At 73.9% G+C, this 25,226-nt stretch carries 16 protein-coding genes; 11 read left to right on the top strand and 5 right to left on the bottom strand.

What is annotated here, in order from left to right; translation table 11 throughout:
• Positions 1-40 precede the first annotated feature (40 nt).
• Entirely contained in the window at positions 41-7,438 is a 7,398-nt protein-coding gene (locus J3A75_RS14175) for a hypothetical protein (RefSeq protein ID WP_209650293.1), read from the bottom strand.
• Positions 7,439-7,726: 288 nt separating this feature from the next.
• Here J3A75_RS14175 and J3A75_RS14170 point away from each other — a divergent pair, with 288 nt between their 5' ends.
• On the top strand, positions 7,727-8,047 hold the full coding sequence (locus J3A75_RS14170; protein WP_012318926.1) for an Hpt domain-containing protein: 321 nt from the start codon (positions 7,727-7,729) through the stop codon (positions 8,045-8,047).
• 134 nt (positions 8,048-8,181) lie between these two features.
• The gene (locus tag J3A75_RS14165; protein WP_012318925.1) at positions 8,182-8,502 is read left to right on the top strand and encodes a 2Fe-2S iron-sulfur cluster-binding protein; all 321 of its coding nucleotides are present in this window, start codon (positions 8,182-8,184) and stop codon (positions 8,500-8,502) included.
• 166 nt (positions 8,503-8,668) lie between these two features.
• Here the strand turns inward: J3A75_RS14165 and J3A75_RS14160 are convergent, their stop codons facing one another.
• The gene (locus tag J3A75_RS14160) at positions 8,669-9,844 is read right to left on the bottom strand and encodes a vWA domain-containing protein (RefSeq protein WP_012318924.1); all 1,176 of its coding nucleotides are present in this window, start codon (positions 9,842-9,844) and stop codon (positions 8,669-8,671) included.
• 335 nt (positions 9,845-10,179) lie between these two features.
• Between J3A75_RS14160 and J3A75_RS14155 the strand changes: the two genes are divergently transcribed.
• Positions 10,180-10,587: a hypothetical protein gene (locus J3A75_RS14155; RefSeq protein ID WP_209650292.1), complete on the top strand. Its 408-nt coding sequence runs from the start codon at positions 10,180-10,182 to the stop codon at positions 10,585-10,587.
• A 59-nt stretch (positions 10,588-10,646) separates the two neighbouring features.
• Here the strand turns inward: J3A75_RS14155 and J3A75_RS14150 are convergent, their stop codons facing one another.
• The gene (locus J3A75_RS14150) at positions 10,647-12,536 is read right to left on the bottom strand and encodes a cation:proton antiporter (RefSeq protein ID WP_012318922.1); all 1,890 of its coding nucleotides are present in this window, start codon (positions 12,534-12,536) and stop codon (positions 10,647-10,649) included.
• 309 nt (positions 12,537-12,845) lie between these two features.
• On the opposite strand from J3A75_RS14150, the gene J3A75_RS14145 reads away from it, so the two are divergent.
• From J3A75_RS14145 to J3A75_RS14115, 7 genes are all read left to right on the top strand, one after another.
• The gene (locus J3A75_RS14145; protein WP_012318921.1) at positions 12,846-14,105 is read left to right on the top strand and encodes a hypothetical protein; all 1,260 of its coding nucleotides are present in this window, start codon (positions 12,846-12,848) and stop codon (positions 14,103-14,105) included.
• Positions 14,102-14,743: a hypothetical protein gene (locus tag J3A75_RS14140; protein WP_012318920.1), complete on the top strand. Its 642-nt coding sequence runs from the start codon at positions 14,102-14,104 to the stop codon at positions 14,741-14,743. Before J3A75_RS14145 ends, J3A75_RS14140 begins: the two co-directional genes overlap by 4 nt.
• Before the next feature lie 205 nt (positions 14,744-14,948).
• Entirely contained in the window at positions 14,949-15,800 is an 852-nt protein-coding gene (locus tag J3A75_RS14135; protein WP_024830280.1) for an AAA family ATPase, read from the top strand.
• Positions 15,801-15,864: 64 nt separating this feature from the next.
• A complete protein-coding gene (locus J3A75_RS14130) occupies positions 15,865-16,815 on the top strand; it encodes a 3-hydroxyacyl-CoA dehydrogenase family protein (RefSeq protein ID WP_012318918.1) in 951 nt (316 codons plus the stop codon).
• Complete coding sequence (locus J3A75_RS14125) at positions 16,812-17,570, top strand: SDR family NAD(P)-dependent oxidoreductase (RefSeq protein WP_024830282.1); 759 nt, start codon at positions 16,812-16,814, stop codon at positions 17,568-17,570. Before J3A75_RS14130 ends, J3A75_RS14125 begins: the two co-directional genes overlap by 4 nt.
• Before the next feature lie 18 nt (positions 17,571-17,588).
• Entirely contained in the window at positions 17,589-18,476 is an 888-nt protein-coding gene (locus J3A75_RS14120) for a 3-keto-5-aminohexanoate cleavage protein (RefSeq protein WP_063111706.1), read from the top strand.
• Between the two features lie 226 nt (positions 18,477-18,702).
• Positions 18,703-19,932 (top strand): ABC transporter substrate-binding protein, encoded by a 1,230-nt coding sequence (locus J3A75_RS14115; protein ID WP_024830284.1) that lies wholly within the window; start codon positions 18,703-18,705, stop codon positions 19,930-19,932.
• 158 nt (positions 19,933-20,090) lie between these two features.
• Here the strand turns inward: J3A75_RS14115 and J3A75_RS14110 are convergent, their stop codons facing one another.
• A complete protein-coding gene (locus tag J3A75_RS14110; protein ID WP_070999379.1) occupies positions 20,091-20,960 on the bottom strand; it encodes an aldo/keto reductase family oxidoreductase in 870 nt (289 codons plus the stop codon).
• A 92-nt stretch (positions 20,961-21,052) separates the two neighbouring features.
• On the opposite strand from J3A75_RS14110, the gene J3A75_RS14105 reads away from it, so the two are divergent.
• Positions 21,053-21,973, top strand: coding sequence for a LysR family transcriptional regulator (locus J3A75_RS14105; RefSeq protein WP_012318913.1), 921 nt, complete (start codon positions 21,053-21,055; stop codon positions 21,971-21,973).
• On the opposite strand, the gene J3A75_RS14100 is transcribed toward J3A75_RS14105, so the two are convergent.
• Positions 21,957-25,118, bottom strand: coding sequence for an autotransporter domain-containing protein (locus J3A75_RS14100; protein ID WP_209650291.1), 3,162 nt, complete (start codon positions 25,116-25,118; stop codon positions 21,957-21,959). The two genes, J3A75_RS14105 and J3A75_RS14100, sit on opposite strands and share 17 nt — an antisense overlap.
• Positions 25,119-25,226 lie beyond the last annotated feature (108 nt).

The raw sequence follows: 25,226 nt of genomic DNA, 5'->3' as shown, positions 1-25,226 counted from the left end.
TGCCCCGCCGGCGCCGCGAACGGCCCCGGCGGGATCGGTCCTACGCCCCGTCGAAGCGCCCGCTGGCATGGGCCAGCATGGTGTAGACCTTGCCGGTCTCCGAGGTCAGGTAGGCGTCGGTGCGCTTGGCGTCGCTGTCGTTCTTGACCACGTCGCCGAGCAGGCGCTCGAACTCGCTGACGTAGCGGTCGACGCTGCGGCGGAACTCCGCGTCGGTCCTGTAGCGGCGCTGGATCTCCGCGAAGGTCGCCCGGCCCTGCGGCGTGTAGATCCGCGGGTCGAACAGGTTCGGCTCACCCCGGCGGTACCGCTCCCACAGGTCGACCGCGGTCCGGTGCTCGATCATCTTGGCGATGTCGGTCGAGATCGTGTCGAGGGCGATCCGCCCGGTCTCGGCGGCCGCCACCGCGGGGCGGCGGGCCGGCGCCGCGGGCGCCGGGGCGGCGGCCGGCGCGTCGGTCGCCGGCTCCTCGTCGTCGTCCAGCGAGGCGCGGGTCAGCAGGTCCGACAGCCAGCCGCGCTTGTCGCCGGCCTGCGCCGGGCGGGCGGGCGCGGCCGGGCGCGCCTCGATCTTGGCCGCGGCGGCGCGGGGCGTCGGCGCGGGGGCCGGCAGGGCCGGAGCCGCGGGGGCCGCCGTCGGCATCGACGGTGCGGGCGCGGGGGCCGCGGCGGTCGGCGCCGCCGCGACGGCCCGGCCGCCACCCTCCGCGACCCGGCGCTGGGCCTGCGGCTGGGCGACGTCGACCGAGCGGCCGGAGCGGGAGACCAGGGACGACAACTCGTTGAGGGCCTTGATCTGGTCCGCCACCACCCGGCGCATCTCGCCGGTGGCGTCCTGCGTCTCGCGCGGCAGCTCGAGGACGCCCTTGGCGAGCTCGGCGCGGGTCGCGTCGAGTTCGCCGCGGATCGAGCCCGCCATCTCGCGCAGGGCCGAGAAGGAGTCGCCGAAGCTGGCCTGGGCCTCCTGGAAGCCGCTGCGCATCTCGCGGGCCGCCTCCTCGATGACCTGCCGGACGCCCTGGGCGGCCTTCTCGCCCTCGGCGCTGGCGCTGTCCTTCAGGTCGGCGAAGGCGCTCGTCACCGAGGCCCCGGCCCCCTGGGCCGACTGGGCCAGGGACTCGCCGACGCTGCGGGCGCGCTCCTCGGCGGCGCGCAGCGTCTGCTCGATGGTCTGCGCCAGGGCGGTGCCGTTCTGCTCCAGGGCCGCGGCCCGGGCCTCGAACGCGGCCAGCGCCTCGGTCAGCTTGGTCTCGCGGCCCGACAGGGCCGAGTCGAGCCGCTCCTCGATGGCCGCCAGGGAGGCCGCGGCCCGGTCGAGGGCCGCGACGTGCGCGGCGGTCTGCTCCCCGAGCGAGCGGCCGCGGCCGTCGAGGGTCTCGGCGAGGCGCGAGGCCTCGCTGAGCGCCCCGTCGGCGGCGCCGCGCAGGGCCTCGACCTGGGCCGAGACGCCGGCGCTGGCGCGGCCGGTCTCGGCGGCGATGCGCTCCAGCGCCCCCTGGACCTGCTCGATCCGGCCGGCGAGACCCTGCTCGATCGCGCCGAGATTGGTGTCGGCGCCGGCCACGAGGTCGGTCAGCGCCGTGTTGGCGGCCTCGATCCGCTGGAGCAGCGCGCCGAGCTCGCGGCCCATCCGGTCGTTGGTCTCGAACAGCTCGGAGAGGGTGCGGCCGGCGCCGTCCTCGACGGCGGCGCGCAGCAGCTCGGCCGAGGCCCGCGACTGCACGGCCAGCTCCTCGGTCCGCTCCCGCAGGCTCTCGGCCAGGGGCACGCCGGTCTCGGCGAGCGTCCGCTCGATCGCCTCGGCGCGGTCCGACAGGGCCCGCGACAGGTCCATCATCGGCCCGTCGATGGCGCCGCGCAGGCGCTCGACATGGCCTTCCAGGCTGTCGCCGACGGCGCGGCCGCTGCCCTCGACGCTCGCGAGCAGCGCGCCGCCGCGCTCCTCGATGGCGCGCACGAGGGTCTCGGCGCTCTCGGCGAGACGGCGGGACAGGGCCTCGCCGCGGGCATCCACCAGGGCGCCGAGCGCCGTGGCGCGGCGCTCGAACCCCGCCCCGAGGGCCTCGGTGCGGGCGTCGATCAGGCCGGCGAGCGCGGCCTCGCGGCGGCTGAGCGTCTCGGCCAGCGCCGCGTTGTGGGCGTCGACCTGCTCGGCATGGGCGCGGGCCCGCTCGTCGAGGGCGGCGACCAGGGCCGCCGTGCGCTCGTCCATGAGGCCCGCGAAGGCCTCGTGGCGGTCGTCGAAGGCGGTGGCCAGGGTGTCGGCCCGCTGCGCCACCAGGGTCGCGAACAGCCGCATGCGGCTGTCGATGCGCTGCGTGAACGCGTCGGCGCGGGCGTCGACGCCGCGGGCCAGGGCCTCGCTCTGCGCCTCGACGGCCTGCGCCAGGGCCGCGGTGCGGCCCTCGACCACGCCGTCCAGGGCGCGCAGCCGGGCGTCGAAGGTCTCCACGAGGGTGCCGGTGCGGCCCTCGACGGCGCCGTCCAGGGCGCGCAGGCGGGCGTCGAAGGTCTCCACCAGGGCGCCGGTCCGGTCCTCGACGGCGCCGTCCAGGGCGCGCAGGCGGGCGTCGAAGACCTCCACCAGGGCGCCGGTGCGGCCCTCGGCGGCCGCCACCAGGGCCTGGCCGCGGTCCTCCAGCAGGCCCTCGATCGCGGCGCGCGCCTGCTCGAAGGTCGCCCGCAGGGTCTCGACGCGCGCGTCGACCCGCTCGGACACGTCGCGGCCGGTGCCCTCGACCAGCGCGCCGAGGCGGTTCTGCACCCGGTCGAACAGGGTCTGCAGCTCGCCCGTCCGCTCCTTGAGGGTCTCGGCGAGGCGGGTCTCGCGCTCCTCGAGCAGGCCGGCAATGGCCGGGTTCACCCCCTCGATGGTCGCCTGGAGCGCCTGGGTGCGGTGCTCGATGGTGCCGGCGATCTGGCGGCCGCGGCTGTCCACGAGCCGGTCGATCTCGCCCTGCGCCCGCTCGAACAGGCCCTGGAGGTCGGACAGACGGGTGTCCAGCAGGTCCGCCATCTGGGCGGGCGCCGCGTCGAGGGTCGTGCGCAGGCCCTCGGTCCGGGCCGCGATCGCGTCGGCGACTTCCTGGCCGCGCCCGTCCACGAGGTCGCGCAGGCCGGCCTGGGCCTCCTCGAACAGGGTCTGCAGGCGCTGAGTGCGGGCGTCGAGGGTGGCGGCGAGCTGGCGCTCGCGGGTCTCCACCAGCGCCGAGACGGCGGCGGGCGCCTCCTCCAGCACCGCGCGGAGGGACTGGATGCGGGCGTCGACCGCGGCGGCGAAGCGGCCGCCGCCGCCCTCGACCACGCCGTCGAGGGCCGACTGGGCCTCCTCGAACAGGGTGCGCAGGGCCTGGGCCCGGGCGGTGAGGGTGTCGGCGAGGCGGTTGCCGCGGCCGTCGACCAGGCTCTCCAGGTGGCCCAGCCGCTCGTCGAACAGGCTGCCGAGCTGCCGGGTGCGGTCGTCCAGGGCGCCGGTGGCGGAGCCGAACGCGCCCTCCAGGGCGGCGACCATCGCCTGCCCGCGGCCGTCCAGCGCCTCGTGGATCGGCCCCATCCGGCCGTCCAACGTGGCGGCCAGGGTGCCGGCGTGGTCGTCCAGCATGACGCGGATCTGGTTGGTCCGGTCGTCCAGCAGGGTGTGGACCGAGCGCACGCCCTCGTCGAGGAGGCCGCTGATGTCGGCGGTGCGGCTCGACAGGGTGTGGCCCAGGCGGCCCTCGCCGGCATCGAGCATCCGCTCGGCGTCCGCGATGGTCTGCTGGAGCTTGGCGAGCACGCTCTCGCCGCGCTGGTCGATGAGCTCGGCCAGCGAGCTGCCGCCGCGGTCGAGCAGGCGGGCCAGCTCGGTGATCCGGCCGCCGATCGCCCCGAACACGGCGCGGCCCTTCTCGTCGAGCTCGCCCGACATGGCGGCGATGCGCTCGTCGATGAGGCGGCCGAGCAGGTCGGCGCGCTCCGCGAAGGCCGCGTGCACGGCCTCGGTGCGGGCGGCGAGCGCCGCGTCGGCGCTCTCGGTGCGCTCGTCCACCAGCCGGATCATCGAATCCGCGCGGTTCGCCAGCGCGGCCTCCAGGCCGCGGGTGGCCTCCTCGATGGTGCCGGTGAGGGCGCGGACGCGCTCGGCCATCGCGCCGTCGAGGCCGCCGGTCCGGTCGGTGATCATCGCCACGAGGTCGCGGGTCCGGCCGGCGAGCTCCTCGTCGACAGCGCGGGTGCGCGCCTCGATCAGGCGGATCGCCTCGAAGGCCTGCACGCCGAAGCTCTCGTCCACGAGGCGGGCGCGCTGGTCCAGGGTCTCGGCGATCGCCTGCAGGCGGCCGATGACGCCGGTGTCGAAATGGCCGGCGCTCTCCTCGATCCGCCGGGCGATCTCGCCGGTGTGGCGGGCGATGTCCTGGCCGAGCCCGGAAGTGCGGCCCTCCAGCATCTCCATCAGGCCGCGATGGCCCTCGGCCATGATCCGGTCCATCTCGTCGGTCCGGGCGCGCAGCGCCTCGTCCACGGCGTTCGCGCGGCTGCCGAGATGGTCGTCGATCTGGCCGACCAGCGCTGCCACGGCGGCCGCGATGGCGGCGGCCCGCTCGGCGGAGCGCGTCTCCAGGCCGCCGAGATGGGTCTCGATCAGGCTGCCGGCCTCGCGGGCCCGGGTGGCGATCGTCTCGGCCACGGCCTCGCCCTTGCCGGTGAGGAGCCGGTCCATCTCCTCCAGCCGCGCGCCGACGGTCTCGCCCAGCGCGGCGGTGTCGCGGTTGATCCGGTCGGCCAGGATGTCGCCGCGCGCGATGGTCTCCTGCAGGGCGGCGAGGCGGTTGCCCAGCGTCTCGTCGATCGCCCGGACCCGGCCGTCGGCGGTCTCGGCGAAGCTCGCGCCGGTCTGGCTGAGGGTGTCGGCGATGCGGGCGCCCTGGCTCGCCACGGCGAGGACGATGTCGCGGCCGGTGCCGCTGATCCGGGCCTGGGTCTCGTCGGCGTGGCTGGCGAGCAGCTCGGCGACGCCGCGGCCGTGCTCGCCGAAGGCCGCTTCCATCTCGCCGATCCGGGCGGCGAGGTCGGCCGAGATCGCGCGGGCGGCCTCGGCGAGGCTGCCGGTGGCGTCGCCGGTCCGGGCGGCGAGCTCGCGGTTGAGGTCGTCGAGGGCGGCGCGGACCGCCGCGACGGCTTCCGTCCCGCGCGCGCCGAGCTCGGTGCCGGCGCGGTCGGCGGCGTCGCGGAACCGGGCGGTGAGGATCGCGGTCTCGGCCTCGACGGCGCCCGTGACCTCGCCCGAGGCGGTCCGCAGGGTGTCCAGCGCCTCGGCGAGCCGGGCGGCGGCGTCGCGCGTCTGCGTCTCGGCGGCCTGGCTCGCCTGATCGGCGGCGGCCCGCAGCGCGGCGGCCGCCTCCTCGGTGCGCGCCGACAGGGCGGCGGCGGAATCCGCGACCCGGCGCTCGAACACCCGCACGGCCTCGAGGGTGCGGGACTCGACCGCGCCGGTGGCGTCCTCGGCGGTGCCGCGCAGGGCGCTGGTGGCCGCGTCGGCGCCGCGCTGGAGCGCCGCGACCGCCTCGGCGGTGCGGCCGTCGATCTCGCCCGACAGGCCCTCGACCGTGCCCCGCAGCGACTGGACCGCCGAGGCGGCCCCGGTCTCGAAGCCCTGGCCCAGGGCCGCGAAGGCGGCCTCCAGGTTCGCCGCGACCGTCTCGGTCCGGTGCGCGATGCTGCCGCCGGCCCGCTCGGCCGCCGCCGCCACCCGGTGCTCCAGGTCGGCGGCCCGGACCGTCACGGTCTCGTCGAGGCGCGCCGCGATGCCGTCCATCCGCTCGGCGAGGGCGCCGCCGCGCTCCGACAGGGCCTCGGCGATCCGCTCGGCGGTGCCGACGAGGTCGTCGCGCACGGCGCCCGCGCGGGCCGCCAGGGTCTCGCCGGCGCCGCTCGCGGCGAGCGCCAGGGCGGCCTGGGCGTCGCGCCCGCGGCCCTCGATCGTCTCGGCGACCGACAGGCCGGCGCTCTCGATCTCGGCGCGCAGCGCGAGGCCGCGGCCGGCGATGTCCTGGGTCAGGGCCGAACCGGTCTCGGCGAAGCGGGCGGTGATCTCGGCGCCCATCGCGCCGAAGCGCTCGGTCAGCTCCGAGCCGCGCGACAGGAAGGCGGATTCGAGCCCCGTCACCGAGCGCTCGAAGGTCTCGCGCACCGTGCCGGCCTGCCGCTCCAGCGCGTCGCTCACGCGGCTGCCGGTCTCCTCCAGGGTCCGGGTGAGGGCGCCGGCATTCTCCGACAGGCGCTCGGCCAGGGCGGTGCCGGCGGCCTGGAAGGCGCCGGTCGCGGTCCCGGCGCGGTCCTCGAAGCTGCGGGTCAGGGTCTCGCCGACCTCCTGGAAGCTGCCGCGCACCTCGTGGCTGGTGGCCGCCAGCGTGTCGATCAGGTCGCTGCCGCGGGCGGTCATCAGGTTGACCACCCGGTCGCCGGCCTCGCCCAGGGAGGCGGTGATCGCGGCGCCGCGGGTCTCCAGCGCGCCGGTCACGCGCTCGCCCGCGCCGGTCACCGCGGAGACGATCCGGTCGGAGGCGCCCTCCAGGTCCTGGCTCAGGCTCTGGTGCGACCCGGTGATGGCGCTGCGCACCCGCTCGGCGTTGGTGACGATCGCCTCGCGCTGGGCCACCAGCTCGTCCACGAGGGAGCGGATGCGGATCTCGTTGTCGGAATAGGCCCGCTCCAGGGTGGCGATCTCGCCCCGGACCAGGGTCTCCAGCTCGCCGGCCCGGGCGAGCGCCCGCTCGACGCCGTCGCCCACCGCCGCCACCTCGCGGCGCACGGTCTGCGACATGGTCAGGACCGCGTCGGTGGAGAAGCTCTCGGGCTCGGCCAGACGGACCGCGACCTCGCCGACCGCGCGGGCGACGAGGCGCATCTCCTGGGCGCGCACCGCCAGCATGGCGGCGATCACGAACAGCACAACCGGGCCGAACAGGGCCGCGGCGCCGACGCTCGCCTGGAGGGCGGAGAGGCCCGACACGACCGCGCGCAGGTCGCCGTCGGACTTCGCCCACGCGATCAGCACCAGGGCGCCGATCCAGACGGCGCCGGCGGCGAGGGCGAGCAGGTAGGGCTTGGGCGAGGAGCGCACCCGCAGGGTCTGCTGCAGGATGCCGATGTTGCGCCGGTCGTCGTTGGCCACGAGCGAGCGGTCGGGGGGCAGGAGGCCGCCCTCGCGGCGGGGGCGGTCCAGGCCCGGCGGCGGCAGGTCGGAGGCGAGCGGCGGGTCGAGGTCGAGGCGCGGCGGCATGGTCCGGCCGGCGTCGAGGCCGCCGTCGCGCAGCGGGTCGGCGTCACCGACATCGGGCAGGCGCGGCTCGGCGCGGCCGTCGGTGCCGTTCGGCGTCAGGGCGTCGAGGTTCAGCGCCTGCTCGATCGCAGAGAGCGCGGCCTCGGCCGGGTCCTTCAGCTTCTTCTCGGTCGCCATTCAACGCCTCGTTACACGGGTTCACCGGCGCCTGGGGAGGCTTGAGCCGGAGACGCAACGCCCCGTTTACCATTACAAGACTAAACTCGGGCAGCGACTGCCGATACCCGAGCCCTCGACCGGCCCCAGAAAACGTTAACCGAATGGTTACCGGGCCCGTCGCTCACCGCCTCCACCATCCTGCCGCAGGGGAGGGGTCCGGCGCGATCCCCACCCGGCGAATCAGGGGGTGAATTGTGTGGATCAGATCCGCAATCCCCGACGAATCCGGATGCCGGGAGCCCGAGCATGCAGGCCATCGACCCCGCGGAACTCGAGGCGCAGACCGGCGGCGACGCCGAGCTGGCCCGTGAGGTTCTGGAGCTGTTCGCCGGCCAGTGCCGGTCGATCCTGCCGCGCCTCGCGGACCCGGCCCTGCCGCGGGAGCAGCGCGCCGACCTCGCCCACACCCTGAAGGGCTCGGCCGCGGGCGTCGGGGCGGTTCACGTGCGCGCCCTGGCGGACGCCGCGGAGACGCGCCTGCGCGCCGGCGCCGGGGCCGTGCCGGTCGACGACCTCGCGGCCGCGGTCGCGCGGGCGCTGGCGGAGATCGCGGAGGCGCGCGCCTGACGGTGTCGCCGCGATGCGGCGATCGATCCGGGATTGGTGTCTAATGCCGCGCTTGCATTCCGCGTTTCCAGCCGCCAAGCAGGCACGCCGCCCGTCGGACAGAGTGCGCTCGACGCGAGCCCGGAGCCCCCAGCATGCCCAAGATCACCTACGTCGACCACGCCGGGACGGAACGGACCGTCGAAGGCAGCGTCGGCGCGACCGTGATGGAGACGGCTATGCGCAACAACGTCCCGGGCATCGACGCGGAGTGCGGCGGCGCCTGCGCCTGCGCCACCTGCCACGTCTACGTGGCCGACGCCTGGATCGACACGGTCGGCAAGGCGCAGGACATGGAGCAGGACATGCTGGATTTCGCCAGCGACGTCCGCGAGAATTCCCGCCTGTCCTGCCAGATCAAGATCACGCCGGCGCTGGACGGCCTCGTGGTGACGACTCCGCCCCAGCAGGGCTGACACGGCCGCCGTTCGGGTCTCGTCGATCCCCCGGTCATCGCGCGCAGCGAAGCGACCCCGGGCCGGCGCGACCGCATGCGCGTGGGATCGCCGGGTCGCTTCGCTCCGCGCGCCGAGACGGCACGGCGTCCGGCCGCATCGCGCTCGAAGGCCGCGACCCCGCCTGTCACCGCACCAGCGCCCGCGCCGCCGCGTCGAGCCCCTCCAGGGTGAGGGGGAACATCCGGCCGGCGACCAGCCGCTGCACCATCCCGATCGACTGGGTGTAGCCCCAGTGCGTCTCGGGCACCGGGTTGAGCCACGCCGCCTTCGGGAAATGGTCGAGGAGCCGCTGCATCCAGACGGCGCCGGACTCCTCGTTCCAGTGCTCCACCGAGCCGCCGGGCGTGGCGATCTCGTAGGGGCTCATCGAGGCGTCGCCGACGAAGACCAGCCGGTAGTCGCTGCCGTAGGTGCGGATCACGTCGAGGAGCGGCGTCCGCGCCTCGTGCCGCCGCCGGTTCTCGGTCCAGACCGCCTCGTAGGGGCAGTTGTGGAAGTAGTAGTGGGCGAGGTGCTTGAACTCCGAGCGCGCCGCCGAGAACAGCGCCTCCGCCTGCTCGATGTGCCAGTCCATCGAGCCGCCGACGTCCAGGAACAGCAGCACCTTCACGGCGTTGCGCCGCTCCGGCCGCAGCTTCACGTCGATGTAGCCCTGGCGGGCGCTCGCGCGGATCGTGCCGTCGAGGTCGAGCTCCTCGGCCGCCCCGGTCCGGGCGAAGCGGCGCAGGCGCCGCAGCGCGAGGCGCATGTTGCGCGCGCCGATCTCCCGGTCGTCGTCGAGGTCCTTGAACTCGCGCTTGTCCCAGACCTTCACCGCCCGGAAGTTGCGGTTGCCGTCCTGGCCGATGCGGATGCCCTCGGGATTGTAGCCGTAGGCGCCGAAGGGCGAGGTCCCGCCGGTGCCGATCCACTTCGAGCCGCCCTGGTGGCGCCCCTTCTGCTCGGCGAGGCGCTGCTTCAGGGTCTCGAACAGCTTGTCCCAGCCGAGCGCCTTCAGCTCCGCCTTCTCGGCCTCGGTCAGGTACTTCTCGGCGAGCTTCCTCAGCCATTCCTCGGGAATGGCTGAGGGCTCCACCGCCTCGCCGAGGGTCTCCAGCCCCTTGAACACCGTGCCGAACACCCGGTCGAACCGGTCGAGATGCGCCTCGTCCTTCACCAGCGCCGCGCGCGACAGGAAGTAGAACGCCTCGACGTCGTGCTCCGCGAGGCCCCGGTCCAGGGCGCCGAGCAGGGTCAGGTATTCCTTCAGGGAGACGGGGACCTTGGCGTCCCGGAGGGCCGTGAAGAACTGCAGCAGCATCCCGGGAGAACGCGCCAGCCGGGCGCCCGGGTCAAGCCCGCGCGAATCGGTCGGCGCCCCGCCGGGCGGGGCAGGACTTTCCCGGAAGACTTCCGAGTCTTCGACGATGGTCGACAAGATTCCGCCCGGTCGGCATCGCTGATTCCGGGACCCGAGCGAGTCTCTCCAGCCCGTTGGGACTCATAACCTGGGTATAAGTCGTCGAATCTGTTGATATGTGGCCGGACGGGCCTCGCCCGGTCACTCAATCGGTCATGGGAATCGCTCAACTCGGGACATCGAGTGTGTGCGGACGCGGCGACGCGGCCCACACGGAGCTGGCGAGGAGACCTGCGATGGCGGTCGTCCTGCGGAATCTGACGGAATTCAAGCGGTTTCTCGGGAAGCCGGGGGCGACGATTCAGCTGGTGCGCAACACCTTCATGGACCGCCAGCCGGAGGCGACCCGGGACGCCTATCGCGACAAGGGCATGTACGCCCCGCGGGCGGTGCAGGCCCTGTCGCGCAAGGCCGCGGTCTTCACCCTGCGGGGCTATCCCGGGACGGTCTGGCTCTACTGGGACAAGGGCGCCTGCGGCTGGCGCTTCTCCGGCGACACCGTGACGGTGCCCCTGGTCACCGGCCTCGGGCCGGCGGACGAGCTGGTCTACCGCTGCAGCTTCGCCGACGGGTTCGAGCCGGCGCCCCGCAGCCGCGTGGCGCGGCGAGCCAAGCACGAGGACGCGCACCCGGTCCTGATCTGAGGAGGCCCGCGGCCCGGGCCTCACGGTCCGCGCCGCGCGGCCGCCTCGCGCCCGCCGCCTCAGGCCTCCTGGCCGGCCGCCTCCTGGTGTCCGACTTCCTGGCGCCCGACTTCCTGGCGTCCGACCTCCTGGCGCTCGGGCTCCCGCTTGACCGGGGCCTTGCCCAGCGCCTTCCCGACGGTCCGCCGGGCCCGGAAGATCGGCTTCGACTCGCTCTCGCGCTTCTTCAGCAGGGCGCGATACTCGTCCCGCCGCTCGTGGATCGACGCGATCACCAGCCCCATCGGCACGCCGACATCGACCAGCACGGCCTCCGACAGCTGCAGCGACGCCTCGATCGTCTCCGGCACCGCGTCGTCGACGCCGAGCTCGTAGAGCGAGGAGGCGTGGCGGGCGTCGCGGGCCCGGGCCACGATGGTCAGGTCCGGCCGCTCGGCGCGGGCCGCCGCCACCGCCGCCTCGACGGCGCGGGGATTGTCGAGGGTGACGACCAGCGCCCGGGCCGTGGCGATGTCGCAGCGGCGCAGCATCTCGGTGTTGCCGCTGTCGCCGAAATAGACCGGCGCGCCGGCGCGGCGCTGCTCGGCGACCCGGGCGGCGTCGGAATCGAGGGCGAGGTACGGGATCTTGTGCCGCTCCAGCATCTCGCCGACCTGCCGGCCGACGCGGCCGAAGCCGGCCACGATCACCCGGTTCTCCACGCGCTGCGGCCACGGCTCGGCCTTGGCGGTGGCCTGGGCGCCGGCCGTCGCCCGCAGCTTGAGCCGGCGGCCGACGGCGGCGAGCGCCGGGATCATGATCATCGTGACCGTGGTCACCACGAGGGCCGCCGCGCCGACCTCCTCCGGCACCAGGCCTGTCGCCATGGCGCCGCCGATCAGCACGTAGGCGAACTCGCCGCCCGGACCGAGCAGGAGCGCCGTCTCCAGCGCCACCGGCCGGGGGATCTTCAGGACGGGGGCCGCCATCATCACCACGGCGGCCTTGATCAGGACCAGCGCCAGCGACAGGCCGATGATCGCGCCCGGCGTCGCCATGAGCTGCGCCGGATCGAGGTTCATCCCCACCGAGACGAAGAACACGCCGAGCAGCAGGCCCTTGAACGGGTCGATCGTCGCCTCGATGGCCCGGCGGTACTCGGTCTCGGCCAGCAGCAGGCCGGCCACGAAGGCGCCGAGCGTCATCGACAGGCCGCTCGCCGCCGCGGTCAGCGCCGTGCCGACGATGACCAGCAGGCAGGCGGCCATGAACAGCTCGGTGGAGCGCGTGCGCGCCACGAGCTGGAACAGCGGGCGCAGGGCGAGGCGGCCCGCCACCACGATCAGCACCAGCGCGATCGCCGCCTGGCCGAGCGCCATGGCGAGCGCCCAGCCCTTGTCGCCGCCGTCGTCGCGGCCGAGCACCGCGATCGCGAACAGGACCGGCGCCACCGCCAGGTCCTGGAACAGCAGGACCGCGAAGCTGGTGCGGCCCGTGGGCGCGTTCAGCCGCTTCTGCTCGGCGAGGACCGGCAGCACCACGGCGGTCGACGACAGGGCGAGGCCGATGCCCACGATCACCGCGCCGGTGAGCGGCACGTTGAGCCCGTAGAGGATCGCCCCGAGGATCAGCGCGGAGCAGCCCACCTGCAGGGAGCCGAGGCCGAAGACCAGCCGGCGCAGCACCCGCAGGCGCTCCCAGGACAGCTCGATCCCGATCATGAACATCAGGAAGATCACGCCGAACTCGGCGAGGTGCGAGATCTCGGCCCGGTTGCCGATGGTGAAGAGGTGCACGGAGGGATAGGTGTCGGCCAGCCGACCGAGGCCGAAGGGGCCGAGCAGGGCGCCGGCGCCGATGAAGCCGAGCACCGGCGAGATCCGCAGGCGGTGGAACAGCGGCACCACGATGCCCGCCGTGACGAGAAACAGGATCGCTTCCTTGTAGGAGCCGGCGTGGACCTCTGGCATCGGCGGCGGATCGAACCTCGTCTCTCGGGGCAGGGGGATGCCGATCACGGCTGCGCGATCATGGGTCGCCCCCGCCCTCGGGGCAACCGGATTCGGGTCGCGACCGGCCCCGCGGATGTGCGTTCCGACACAAGCCGGATACAGACGCGGGTGAGACATTTCGGTCACCGGCGCGCGGGATGCGGACGGCATCCAGAGGCGGCGCGCGCGGAGGGCGTGCAACCCGGCTCAAAATCGGCACAATGCGCGCATACACGCCTGAGTTAACCGGGGGTTAAGCTCGGCCGGGCCCCGCCCGGAACTGGACCGATGGATGCGACGAGGCCGATGATCTCCATCAAATCGATATTTGCCGGTCCGACAGCGCCTCCCAGCCGCGACATCGAGCGCGAGAAGCGCGAGTGGAAGCTCGAGTCGGACCGCTGGCGCCACCAGCGCCACGTCGAGAAGGGCTACCGCATCAAGTGGGGCTACGTGGCGATCGCGTACCTCGTCGAGTTCATGGTGATCGGCGCCTCGCTCTGGGGCGCGTGGCTGTTCGCGGGCGTCTACAGCGACGGCGACTGGCACGCCTTCTACTTCATGCTGCTGGCGCCGCTGGTCTACGCCGCGGTCGAGCTGTGCCGCGTGCCGCTCGGCATCCTGGCCCGCACCCAGCGCTCCTACTTCGTGCGCGGCCTCGCCGTGCTGGGCATCATCTTCGCGGCGGGCGTGACCACCAAGTCGGTGTCGCAGCTCGGCGAGATGATGTTCCATCCCCGCCTGATGGAGGCGGCCCGGACCAAGACCGCCCTGAAGGACGCCCAGGCCGACCGCGCCACGATCGGCGACCGGATCAAGGCGGCGGACGAGCGCGTGGCGCAGTACACGGCCGAGCTCGACCAGATCGAGAAGCGCTCCGCCGACAACGCCCAGCAGCTCGCCGGCCTGCCGGCCCAGCGCTGCGAGCGCGTGTTCGGCACCAACAGCAAGGGCCGCAAGTACCAGAACCTGAAATGCGTGGCCGATCCCCGCGTCGCCGCCCTGTCGCAGGGCGTCGCCAAGGCGTCCGCCGACCGCGCCGGGATGATCAAGGACCTGGAGGAGGCCCGCAAGGCGCGCGCCGCCCTCGATCCGGGCGCCGCCGACCGGCGCGTGGCCGATGCCGAGCAGGGCTACCGCAACGCGGTCAACCGCTCGCAGCTCCACTCCTTCACCGCCATGGTCTACGGCGTCGACCCGATCGACGTGACCGAGAGCCAGGTCCACGCCTTCCTGCGGATCTTCGTGTTCCTGCCCGCGGTCTGCGCGGCCTTCGCGTCGACGATCCTGGCGCTGTGCGCGGTCTCGACCCGCCGGACCTTCATGGACGAGGACGATCTCGGCGCCGCCGTGAACCCGGAGGCGGCCCCCTACATGCTCGACGCGATCGCCGACGCCCTGCGCTCGCATCCCGAGCCGATCCTGCCGCGGGCCGCCAACGCGTCGGGCGCGGTGATCCCGATGAACCGGCCGGCCCAGGGCCAGCAGGCGCTGCCGAACCAGACCCATCCGGGCCCGACCCTCCCTGCCGCTGGAGCCGGCGCATGAACTACGTCGCCAGCGGGACCCCCGAGAACATCGCCCTCGCCCAGCAGGTGAATTCCCGCCTGCGGGCGGATTCGAGCTACGTCGCCGCCCGGGCCTTCCTGTTCCGGGCGCTGGGCTTCGGCGCCTTCGCGTGCCTCGCCGGCATCGGCGTCGGCGCGGCGGCCTACGGCTGGGCGACCCTCAACCAGTTCGACACCGCGGCCGAGAAGATCGCCGCCGCCATGCAGGCCGCGCTCTCGGACGTGACCCTGAAGACCAAGGGCGAGGTCACGCTCACCGACAACGTGCTGAAGCTCGAGGGCCTGCCCAAGGCCTCCGCGACGCCGACGCCGACCAAGGCCCAGCTCGGCAGCGACGCCGCCCCGGCCTCCAAGGCGGCGGTGAACACGACCTTCACGGTGTTCAAGCAGGTGCCCTACCTCGACGGGCAGATCGTGACCGGCTGGAACTTCAAGGACAGCGCCGAGCAGCCCTACCAGCAGTACTGCTACTTCTCCCGCCGCTCCAACGAGGCGAAGGGCCAGGTCGAGATCAAGATCGACCTCGCCATGGACGGCAAGACCCTGCCGCAGCCGCAGAAGTCGGACGTCAACCTGGAGATCCTGGCCCGGAACTGCGTCTGGCACGAGAAGGGCTGAGATCGCTCGCGGCGATACCGTCCTCGCGAGCGGAGCCGAGCAATCCGGGGCGACGCCACGCCTCGGAACGTCGCGCTGCCCTGGGTCACGTCGCATCGCCCGTGATGACGGAGTTCGGACAGGCCCGGCCGGACGGGCTCGGCGCTTGCGGCCCGGCGGCGCGGCGCGCTACCCCTGGGCCCGAGCCCCTCTCTCCGAGACCGCGATGCGCTTTTCCGGAACCGAGACCTACGTCGCGACCCCCGACCTCACCGCGGCGGTCAACGCCGCCGTGGTCCTGGAGCGGCCGCTCCTGGTGAAGGGCGAGCCCGGGACCGGCAAGACCGTGCTGGCCGAGGAGATCGCCAAGGGGCTGAACGCGCCGCTGATCGTCTGGAACATCAAGTCGACCACGAAGGCGCAGCAGGGCCTGTACGAGTACGACGCGGTCTCGCGCCTGCGCGACTCCCAGCTCGGCGACCCGCGGGTCTCGGAGATCGGCAACTACATCCGGCGCGGCAAGCTCTGGGAGGCGTTCACCGCGCCCGAGCGCCCGGTCCTGCTCATCGACGAGATCGACAAGGCCGACATCGAGTTCCCCAACGACCTGCTGACCGAACTCGACCGGATGGAGTTCCACGTCTACGAGACCGGCGAGACCGTGAGGGCCGTGCGCCGGCCGATCGTGATCATCACGTCGAACAACGAGAAGGAGCTGCCGGACGCGTTCCTGCGCCGCTGCTTCTTTCACTACATCAAGTTCCCCGACGCCGAGACGCTGCAGCGCATCGTCGACGTCCACTATCCGGGCATCAAGCACCGCCTCGTCGAGGAGGCGCTGCGGACCTTCCTGGCGATGCGCGAGGTCCCGGGCCTCAAGAAGAAGCCCTCGACCTCGGAGCTGCTCGACTGGCTGAAGCTCCTCGTCTCCGAGGACATCGCCCCCGAGACCCTGCGCGAGCAGGACGGCCGCAAGCTGATCCCGCCGCTGCACGGGGCGCTCCTGAAGAACGAGCAGGATGTCAGCCTGTTCGAGAAGCTGGCCTTCATGATGCGCCGGGACCAGCGCGGCGGCTGAGGCCGGCGGGAAGACCCGAGGATTCCCGCGAGAGGAGCCCGGGACAGGGACAGGAGCGTGCGGCATGGGCGAGATCGCGATCGTCGGCGGCGGCGTGATGGGGCACGGCATCGCCCTGGTGCTGGCGCTCGCCGGCCACGGCGTGCGGCTCACCGACACGCGGCCCGAGACCCGCGCGCGGATCCCCGCCCTGATGGACTCGGCCCTCGCGACCCTGCGGGAGGCGGGCGCCGCCCCGGAGGGCTGGGATGCCGCGCGGCTGGCCCGGGCCGTCCGGGTCGAGGCGGAGCTCGGCGCGGCGGTGTCGGGCGCCGGTCTCGTGATCGAGGCGATCACCGAGGACCCGGAGGCCAAGGGCGCGCTCTTCTCCGAGCTCGACCGGCTCTGCCCGGCCGACGCGGTCCTCGCCAGCAACACCAGCTACCTCGACGTCTTCCCGCTGATCCCGGAACGCCGGCAGGCGCGGGCGCTGATCCTGCACTGGTACACGCCGCCCTACATCGTCGACCTGGTCGACGTGGTGCCGGGGCCCGGCACCGATCCGGCGGTGATCGCCGCCATGGCCGAGTTCGTGCGCGGCCTCGGCCAGGTCCCGATCGTCCTGAAGCGCTTCATCCCCGGCTACGTCGCCAACCGCATCCAGCAGGCGATCAGCGCCGAGGTGTTCCGGCTCCTCGACGAGGGCGTGGCCGCGCCGCGGGACATCGACGACGCGATCGTCCACGGGCTCGCCCTGCGCATCCCGATCCTCGGCCACCTCGCCAAGGCCGACTTCACCGGCCTGGAGCTGACGCAGCGGGCGCTCGCCAACGGCAGCTACGCGCCGCCGCCGCCGCGCACCCGGTCCGAGACCCTCGACGCCCTCTGCGCCGCCGGCCGGACCGGGGTGATGGCGGGGCGCGGCTACTTCGACTGGGGCGGGCGCGCGCCCGAGGAGCTGTTCCGCGAGCGCGACCGCAAGCTCCTGGCGCTCAAGGCGGCGATGGCCGGGATCGGCCGGATGGAGGGAACATGATCGGAGCGGACCTGTCCGGGCGGCGCGTCCTCGTCACCGGGGCCTCCTCGGGCATCGGGCTCGCGACCGTCGCGATCTTCGCCCGCAACGGCGCCGCGGTGGCGCTGAACCACCTGCCCGACGATGCCCGCGGCCCGGCCGAGGTCGCCCGGCTCGCCGGGGAGGGCCTCTCGGTGATCGCGCTGCCCGGGGACGTGTCGCGGGCGGGCGAGGCCGAGGCGATGGTGGCGGCCGGCATCGACCGGCTCGGCGGCCTCGACGTGCTCGTCAACAATGCCGGGACGTCGGCCACGACCGCGCCCATCGCGTTCGAGGATCTCGACGCGATGAGCGAGGAGTTCTGGGCGACGATCCTCGCGACCAACCTGCTCGGGCCGTTCCGCTGCGCCCGGGCCGCGGCCGCGACCCTCAAGGCGAGCCGCGGCGCCATCGTCAACACCGCGTCGGTGGCCGGTCTCGGGCGGCGCGGCTCGTCGGTCGCCTACGCGGCCAGCAAGGCCGGGCTGATCAACCTGACCCGCAGCCTCGCCCGGGCGCTGGCGCCGGAGGTGCGCGTCAACGCCGTCGCGCCGGGCCTCGTCGCCACGCCCTGGACCGACCCCTGGTCGGAGGAGCGCAAGGCCGCGACGGTGGGGCGCACCATGCTCGGCCGCATGGCCCGCCCGGAGGACATCGCCGAGACGATCTTCTTCCTGAGTGCCGGCGCGGCCTACATCACGGGCGAGACGATCACGGTCGACGGCGGAGCGATCTAGGGTCCGAGGAGAACACCCATGGCGAGCACCACCGTCATCACCTGCGCCCTCACGGGCTCCTTCGACACGCCGCGGAAGAACCCGGCCGTGCCGGTGAGCCCGGAGGCGATCGCCGAGTCGGCGCTCGAGGCCGCCGCCGCCGGGGCCGCGGTGGTGCACATCCACGTCCGCGACCCCGAGACGGCCGCGCCCAGCATGGCGCTCGCCCATTACCGCGAGGCGGTGGAGCGGATCCGCGAGAAGAATACGGACGTGATCCTCAACCTGACCACGGGGGCGGGGGGCCGGTTCGTGCCGGGCGATCCCGACCCGGCGGTCGCCGGCCCGGGCACCACCTTCGTCAGCCCGGAGGTGCGCACCCGGCATGTCGGCGCGCTGCGGCCGGAGATCTGCACCCTCGACATCGCCACGATGAATTTCGGCGAGCACCTGTTCCTCAACACGCCAAGCCATCTGCGGGCGATGGCGGGTCACATCCGCGACGCGGGCGTGAAGCCCGAGATCGAGGTGTTCGACCTCGGCCAGATCGAGCTGGCCCGGCACCTGATCGCCGAGGGGCATCTGGCGCGCCCGCCCCTGTTCCAGATCTGCCTCGGCATCCCCTGGGGCGCCCCGGCGACGCCCGAGGCGCTCGTGGCGATGCGGGCGCGGCTGCCGGAGGACGCGGTCTGGTCGGCCTTCGGCATCGGCCGGGAGGAGTTCCCGATCCTCGCGGTGGCGGCCGGGATGGGCGGCAACGTCCGGGTCGGGCTGGAGGACAACCTGTACCTGTCGAGGGGCCGGCTCGCGCCGAGCAACGCCGCCCTGGTGGAGAAGGCGGTGAGCCTGCTGGCCCATCTCGACCGGGAGCCGGCCACCCCCGATCAGGCGCGGGCGATCTTCGGGTTGACGCCGCGGGGCGGTTGAGCGGCCGATCGCCGCCGCACACCCGTCATCACGACCGTGGCGCTGCTGGATCGCTCCGCTCGCGAAGACGGCGGTGTCGTCTCGCGTGGTGAAGGCTGTCCCTGACGGATCGCCGGCATCCTCACGCGCACCCGTTCCAGCCGCGATCCGCCACGGATAGTCTGCCTTCGGAAACGTCCCGAGCGGCGATCAACGCGGCCGGGAGAGATTCGACAGGGAGAGAGACATGACGCTCCGCCACCGCGCCGCGGCGCTGCTCGGGAGTCTGTGCGCGCTCGGCGCCGGCGCGGCGCTCGCGGCCGACCTCGTGCCGGTGAAGATCGGCGTGCTGAACGACCGCTCCGGCGTCTACTTCGACTCCACCGGCGAGGGCTCGGTGGTCGCCGCCCGGATGGCGGTCGAGGATTTCAAGCCGGAGGCGCACGGGCTGAAGGTCGAGGTCGTCGCCGCCGACCACCAGAACAAGCCCGATGTCGGCGCCTCCATCACCCGGCAATGGTACGACCGCGACGGCGTCGACGCGGTGTTCGACGTCCCCACCTCCTCGGTGGCGCTCGCCATCGCGCAGATCACCAAGGAGAAGAACAAGGCCTTCATCAACTCGGGCGGCGGCACCGCCGACCTGACCGGCCCGGCCTGCACGCCCAACACCGTGCACTGGACCTACGACACCGCGGCGCTGGCCAACGGCACCGGCAAGGCCATCCTCAAGCGCGGCGGCAAGTCCTGGTACTTCATCACCGCCGACTACGCCTTCGGCCTCGCCCTTGAGCGCGACACCAAGGCGGTGGTGGAGAAGAACGGCGGCAAGGTCGTCGGCGGCGTGCGCACGCCGTTCCCGAACCCGGACTTCTCCTCGTTCCTCCTCCAGGCCCAGGCCTCGGGCGCGCAGGTGATCGGGCTGGCCGATGCCGGCCTCGACGCCGCCAACGCCATCAAGCAGGCGCACGAGTTCGGCATCCGCCAGGGCGGCCAGACGCTCGCGGCCCTGCTGATCGCCATCACCGACATCCACTCGCTGGGCCTGGACGTGGCGCAGGGCCTCGCCTTCACCGCCTCGTTCTACTGGGACCTCAACGACGGCACCCGGGCCTTCGCGGAGCGGTTCGAGAAGCGCATGCCCGGCAAGAAGCCGACCTCGTACCAGGCGGGCGTCTACGCCAGCACGCTCCACTACCTGAAGGCGGTGGCGGCCCTGCACTCGGCCAGGGACGGCGCCGCCGTGGTCGCCAAGATGAAGGAGATGCCGACCGACGACCCGCTGTTCGGCAAGGGCACGATCCGGCCGGACGGGCGCAAGATCCACCCGATGTACCTGTTCGAGGCCAAGGCGCCGTCCGAGTCGAAGGGCGCGTGGGACCTCTACAAGGTGCTGGAGACGATCCCGGCCGAGCAGGCGTTCCGCCCGATGAGCGAGGGCGGCTGCCCGATGCTCGCCGATATGACGGCGAAGTAGGCGCCGGGTCGATCGTTGCGGCACCGCCGTCCTTGCGAGCGGAGCGAGGCACTCCAGACAGCGCGACGCCGACCGTCGTCGCGCGGCCCTGGGTCACTTCGCTGCGCTCGCGATGACGGGGAGGGAGAGCGCAACCGAAGCGTCCGGACGGGAACCGTTCACGCCGCCCCGATCCGATCCAGCGCCGCCATCGCCTCATCCGGGAGCGCGAGCGCGGCCGCCGCGAGGTTCTCGCGCAGATGGCCGAGCGAGGAGGTCCCCGGGATCAGCAGGATGTTGGGCGACCGGCGCAGCAGCCACGCCAGCGCCACCTGCATCGGCGTCGCGCCGAGCCCGGCCGCGACCTCGGACAGCGTGCCCGACTGCAGCGGGCTGAACCCGCCCAGCGGGAAGAACGGCACGTAGGCGATCCCGGCCGCCGCCAGATCGTCGATGAAGGCGTCGTCGCCCCGATGGGCGAGATTGTACTGGTTCTGCACGCAGACGATGTCGGTGATCCGGCGCCCCTCGGCGACCTGACGCGGCGTGGCGTTGCTCAGGCCGATCCGGCGGATCAGCCCCTGGCGCTGAAGATCCGCCAGCACGGTGAGCGGCGCCTCGATCGGGCCCTCTGCCGGCCCGTGGACGTCGAACATCAGGCGCAGGTTGACCACGTCGAGGGCGTCGACGCCGAGGTTGCGCAGGTTGTCGTGGACCGCCCGGGCGAGCTCCTCGGCCGAGAAGGCCGGGTTCCACGAGGCGTCGGCCCCGCGCCTGGCGCCGACCTTGGTGACGATCACGAGCCCGTCCGGGTAGGGGTGCAGCGCCTCGCGGATGATCCGGTTGGTGACGTGCGGCCCGTAGAAGTCGCTGGTGTCGATGTGGTCGACGCCCGCCGCCACGGCTTCCCGGAGCACCGCGACCGCGGCGGCGCGGTCCTCGGGCGGCCCGAACACCCCGGGCCCGGCGAGCTGCATGGCCCCGTAGCCGAGCCGCTTCACGGTGCGGTCGCCGAGGGCGAAGGTCCCGGCCTGCGCGATGTCGGTCATGACGTATCTCCTGTGGGCGCCCCGGATGTAGACGCCCGGTTTTGCGCCGATAAGCCGTGACAATCGGCACGGCCTGTGCGGATTCTCGAACGATGACCCGGGATCTCACCGACCTCGCCGCCTTCGTGACCGTGGCGCGGGCTGGCGGGTTCCGCGAGGGCGCCCGCGCCGGGGGCGGGAGCGCGTCGAGCCTCAGCGAGGCGGTGCGCCGGCTGGAGGCGGGGCTCGGCGTGCGCCTCCTGAACCGCACCACCCGCAGCGTCGCGCCGACCGAGGCCGGGACCCGCCTGCTGGAGCGGCTCGGCCCGGCGCTCGCCGAGGTGGAATCCGCCCTCGACGTGGTGAACGGGTTCCGCGACCGGCCGGCCGGGACGCTGCGGCTCAACGTGCCGCTCAGCGCCGCCCGGCTGGTGCTGCCGGCACTCGTGCCGCCCTTCCTGGCGGCCTACCCGGAGATCCGCCTGGAGGTGGTGGTCGAGGACGGGTTCGTGGACGTGCTGGCGGCAGGCTGCGACGCCGGCATCCGCTACGACGAGCGGCTGGAGCAGGACATGATCGCCGTGCCGATCGGCCCGCGGCGGCAGCGCTTCGCCACGGCGGCGTCCCCGGCCTATCTCGACCGGCGCGGCCGGCCGGAGCATCCGCGGGACCTCCTCGACCATGCCTGCCTGCTCGGCCGCTTCCCCAGCGGCGCGCTGACGGCGCCGTGGGAGTTCGAGCGCGACGGCGCGATCGTCCGGGTAGACCCGACCGGGCCGCTGATCGTGCGGGTCGGCGCCAGCGACCTCGCGGTGGAGGCCGCGGTCGCCGGCACCGGGATCGTCCACCTGTTCGAGGACTGGCTGCGGCCGCGGCTCGACGGCGGCGCCCTGGAGCCGGTGCTGGAACCCTGGTGGCAGGACTTCCCCGGCCCGTTCCTCTACTACCCCGGCCGGCGGCACCTGCCGGCGCCGCTGCGCGCCTTCGTGGACTTCGTCGGCGCGCAGGCGTCGCGCGCTAGAACCGCAGGGTGAAGCCGCCCGTCACGGCCTGATCCCGCGCGCGGGCGCCGGTCTGGCCCGTGTAGGCCACGCCCAGGCTCGCGTCCGGCGTCACCGCCAGCTCGAGCCCGACCTGCGCCACCAGCGCGTCCCGGTCGATCGGCACCCCCGCGCTCAGGAAGGCCGGACCGCCCGCGCCGAAGGCCAGCAGAGCCGTCGGCACCACGTCGCCGAACGCCCGCCGGTAGCCGACGAGGCCCCGCAGCGTCACCGGCCGGCTCAAGCCCAGGTCCAGGCGCGTCTGCGCCCGAACCCCCACGGTCGCCGCGCCGAGATCGTAGTCCCGCGCGACGCTCGCCAGCGCCGCCGCGCCCCCCGTCTCCGCGAAGGCGCCGCGCCGGATGCCGACATACGCCCCGCCCGCGAACGGCTCGACGGACGCGCCCGCCGGCTGCCCCAGCGCGATCCGCCAGCCGATCTCGCCGAATGCCTGCACCGTGTGGCCGCCGCCGTGCCCGCTCAGCGTGTCCGACAGCCCGTACGCCACGGCCCGGCGGGTGCGCGCGTCCGTCTCGGCGTAGAGGGCGCCCAGCCGCAGCGCCAGCGGGCCGCGTTCGTAGCCGCCGTACAGGCCGCCGAAGCCGCTCTTGAGCGTCGCGCTCTCCGCCCGGCTCAGGCCGCCCACCCGGCCCGCGCTGGCGAGATCGGCCTCGGTGTAGCCGCCGACCACGCCGACGCGCGGCCCGCTGGCCAAGCGCACGTCCGCGCCCGCCGCGAAGCCGGCGATCTGCCGGTTCAGGTCGAAGGCGTTGCCGCCGCCGCCGGCCGTGCCGAAGGCGCCGAAACCCTGGCCCCAGACCCCGAACACCTGCGGGTCGAGCGCCCGCACCGGCACGTCGGCCACCACCGGGGCCCGTCCGGGCAGGTCGGCCGCGTCGGCGGCCGGCAGGCGGCCGTCGTCGAGGCCTGTGCCGGGGCCGCCCCAGCGCAGCCGGTCGAGCACGGCCTCGCGCACGAAGTAGGCGGTCTCGTAGGCGGTGGACACGGTGCCGGCGTGGATGTCGCCGGCCAGCGCCCGGAAGCCGCTACCGGCCTCGTCGGCCGTGAAGGCGACCGCCGCGTCGTAGAGCCGGCCCGATCCGGCGGCCTGGATCGCGTTGGCGGCGGCCGCGCCGTTGCGGCCGGTGGCGGAGGCGGCGAAGGGCACGTCGTTGCGGGTCAGCGTCAGGTCGACCGCGTCGCTCCGGTAGCGCAGGCCCGGGCTGAGGAAGGCGAGGTTCGCGGTCACGCCGGCGAACCGGCCGGAGACGCCGCCGGCGGCGGAGAGGATCGTGTAGGTGGTGCGCGGGCTGTAGGCGCCCGGGGCGGCGCGCACCTGGACGGTGCCGCCCGACAGGGTGGCGGTGCCGGTCGCGGCGATCCGGTCCGCCTGTCCGGCGGCGCCGGCCTCGACCCGGTAGACGGAGCCCGGCGCGAAGGCGACATGGCCGGCGGCGGTGAGGGTCCCGATGGAATTGCCCGGCGCCACGGTGCCGCCCGCGAGCGCGCTGATCCCGCCCAGCGTGCCCGAGCCGCCGAGTTCCGCCCCCGGCAGCACCGTGACGACCGAGTGGGCGAGGGCGCCGTTCACCACGAGCCGCCCGGCCTGCACCGCGGTGGCGCCCGTCAGCGTGCCGAGCCCCGTGAGCGTGAGGGTGCCCGCCCCGGTCTTGGTCAGGGTCCCGGAGCCCGAGACGGCGTTGGCCAGCGTCCCGTCGGTCGACTGATCCACGACGAGCGCCGCGTCGTCGACGATGGCGCCCGTGCCGAAGGCGCCGGCATGGCCGACGAGCGTCCCGCCGCCGATGGTCGTGCCGCCCGCGTAGGTGTTGGCGCCGGTCAGGACCAGCGTGCCGCTGCCGAGCTTCACGAGGCCGCCCGCGCCGCCGATGTCGTTGCGCCAGACGTCGTAGGCCGAGAAGCCGCCCCTGGCCGCGTCCATCGTGACGGTGACCGTGCCGTCGAGGGCGCCGTAGCCGTCGGCGGCGGCGAACAGGTTGATGCGGTCGTAGCCCAGCCCGTTGTCGAGGAAGCCGCCGGAGGGCAATTCGGTGGTCGCGATCACGTCGCGGCGCTGCGCCGCCGTGAGGTAGGGGAAGCGGGTCGCGAGCAGCGCCTCCGCCCCCACCGGGACCACCGGCGGCCGGTCCGTGGGCCCGACCGGCGGCAGGCCGTAGGTCAGGCGCGCCGTGTAGGCGGCCTTGTCGCGCGCGTAGTCGGAGAAGCGGTCGGTGGCCGGATCCACGGGCGCGTGGGCGCACCGCTCCAAGGGACCGCCGCAGGCCTGGCTCAGGTAGCGCTGCGCCTGCGCGAAGGCCTCGCCCAGCAGGGCCGCGTTCGCCGGGTCGTTGAGCGCCCGGATGGCGAAGGCGGTCGCCAGCACGCGGCCGCCGATCACGTCGGTGGGCGAATGCATGCCCGCCTCGATCCGGTTGTCGCCGAGCTCGCTCGCGCGGGTGAGCAGTTCCTGGAACCGCTGCGGGACCGCGTAGGCCAGGGCGAGGGCCGACAGGTAGGCGGCGTTGGTGTGGCCGCTCGGGAAGCCGCCATCCGTCGCGGGGGTCGGGCTCCTCTCCGGCCCGAGGGAGGGCGGCACGACGAAGCCGAGGCTCTGGCCGTTCAGGCTCTGCCGCCAGGGGCGCGGATAGCTGTAGGCGTCCTTGGCCGGGCCGGTGGAGGCGTTGGTCCGGAACGCGTTGACCAGCTGCACGACCTTCCCGAGGGGCGACGTCGTCACGCCGGCGCCGGTGCCCTGGTCGACGTACTGGACGCGCGACGTGGTCGCGTCGAAGGCCGGGATCGTGGTGGTCGCCCCCGATCCCGCCAGATAGGCCCGGGTCAGCGGCCCGAGGCCGTCGATGACGCTGTAGCTCTGGTTTCGGCGGTCGTCGTCGTAGGCGGCGATCTCCTGCGCCTGGGTCCGCTCCCGCGCCCGCTCGGCGACGATCTGGATGTTGCGCAGCAGGAGGGGCGCCCCGAGGGCCGTGGGCGATCCGGTGTCGTAGGTCTGCCCGGGGATCCAGATCCGCCGGAAACCCGACAGGATGTCGACGCCGTTGCCGGCCGTCTGCGCCTGAGCGCCCGGACCGAGCAGCGCGACCGCCAGCGCGGCGAGTGAGACCCCATATCCCCGTGTCATGACGCGCTCCCCGACACCGCCCCATCCGGCCGGTCGCGCGCCCCATAGCCAAGATCAGCTCCAGCAGATCGTCATAGTTCGTTCAAGATCCGACGTTCCAACGATTCG

The organism is Methylobacterium sp. PvP105, assembly GCF_017876975.1.
In the GTDB taxonomy this organism is placed as follows: Bacteria; Pseudomonadota; Alphaproteobacteria; order Rhizobiales; family Beijerinckiaceae; genus Methylobacterium; species Methylobacterium radiotolerans.
This window is presented reverse-complemented; position numbering and strand designations above follow the sequence as displayed.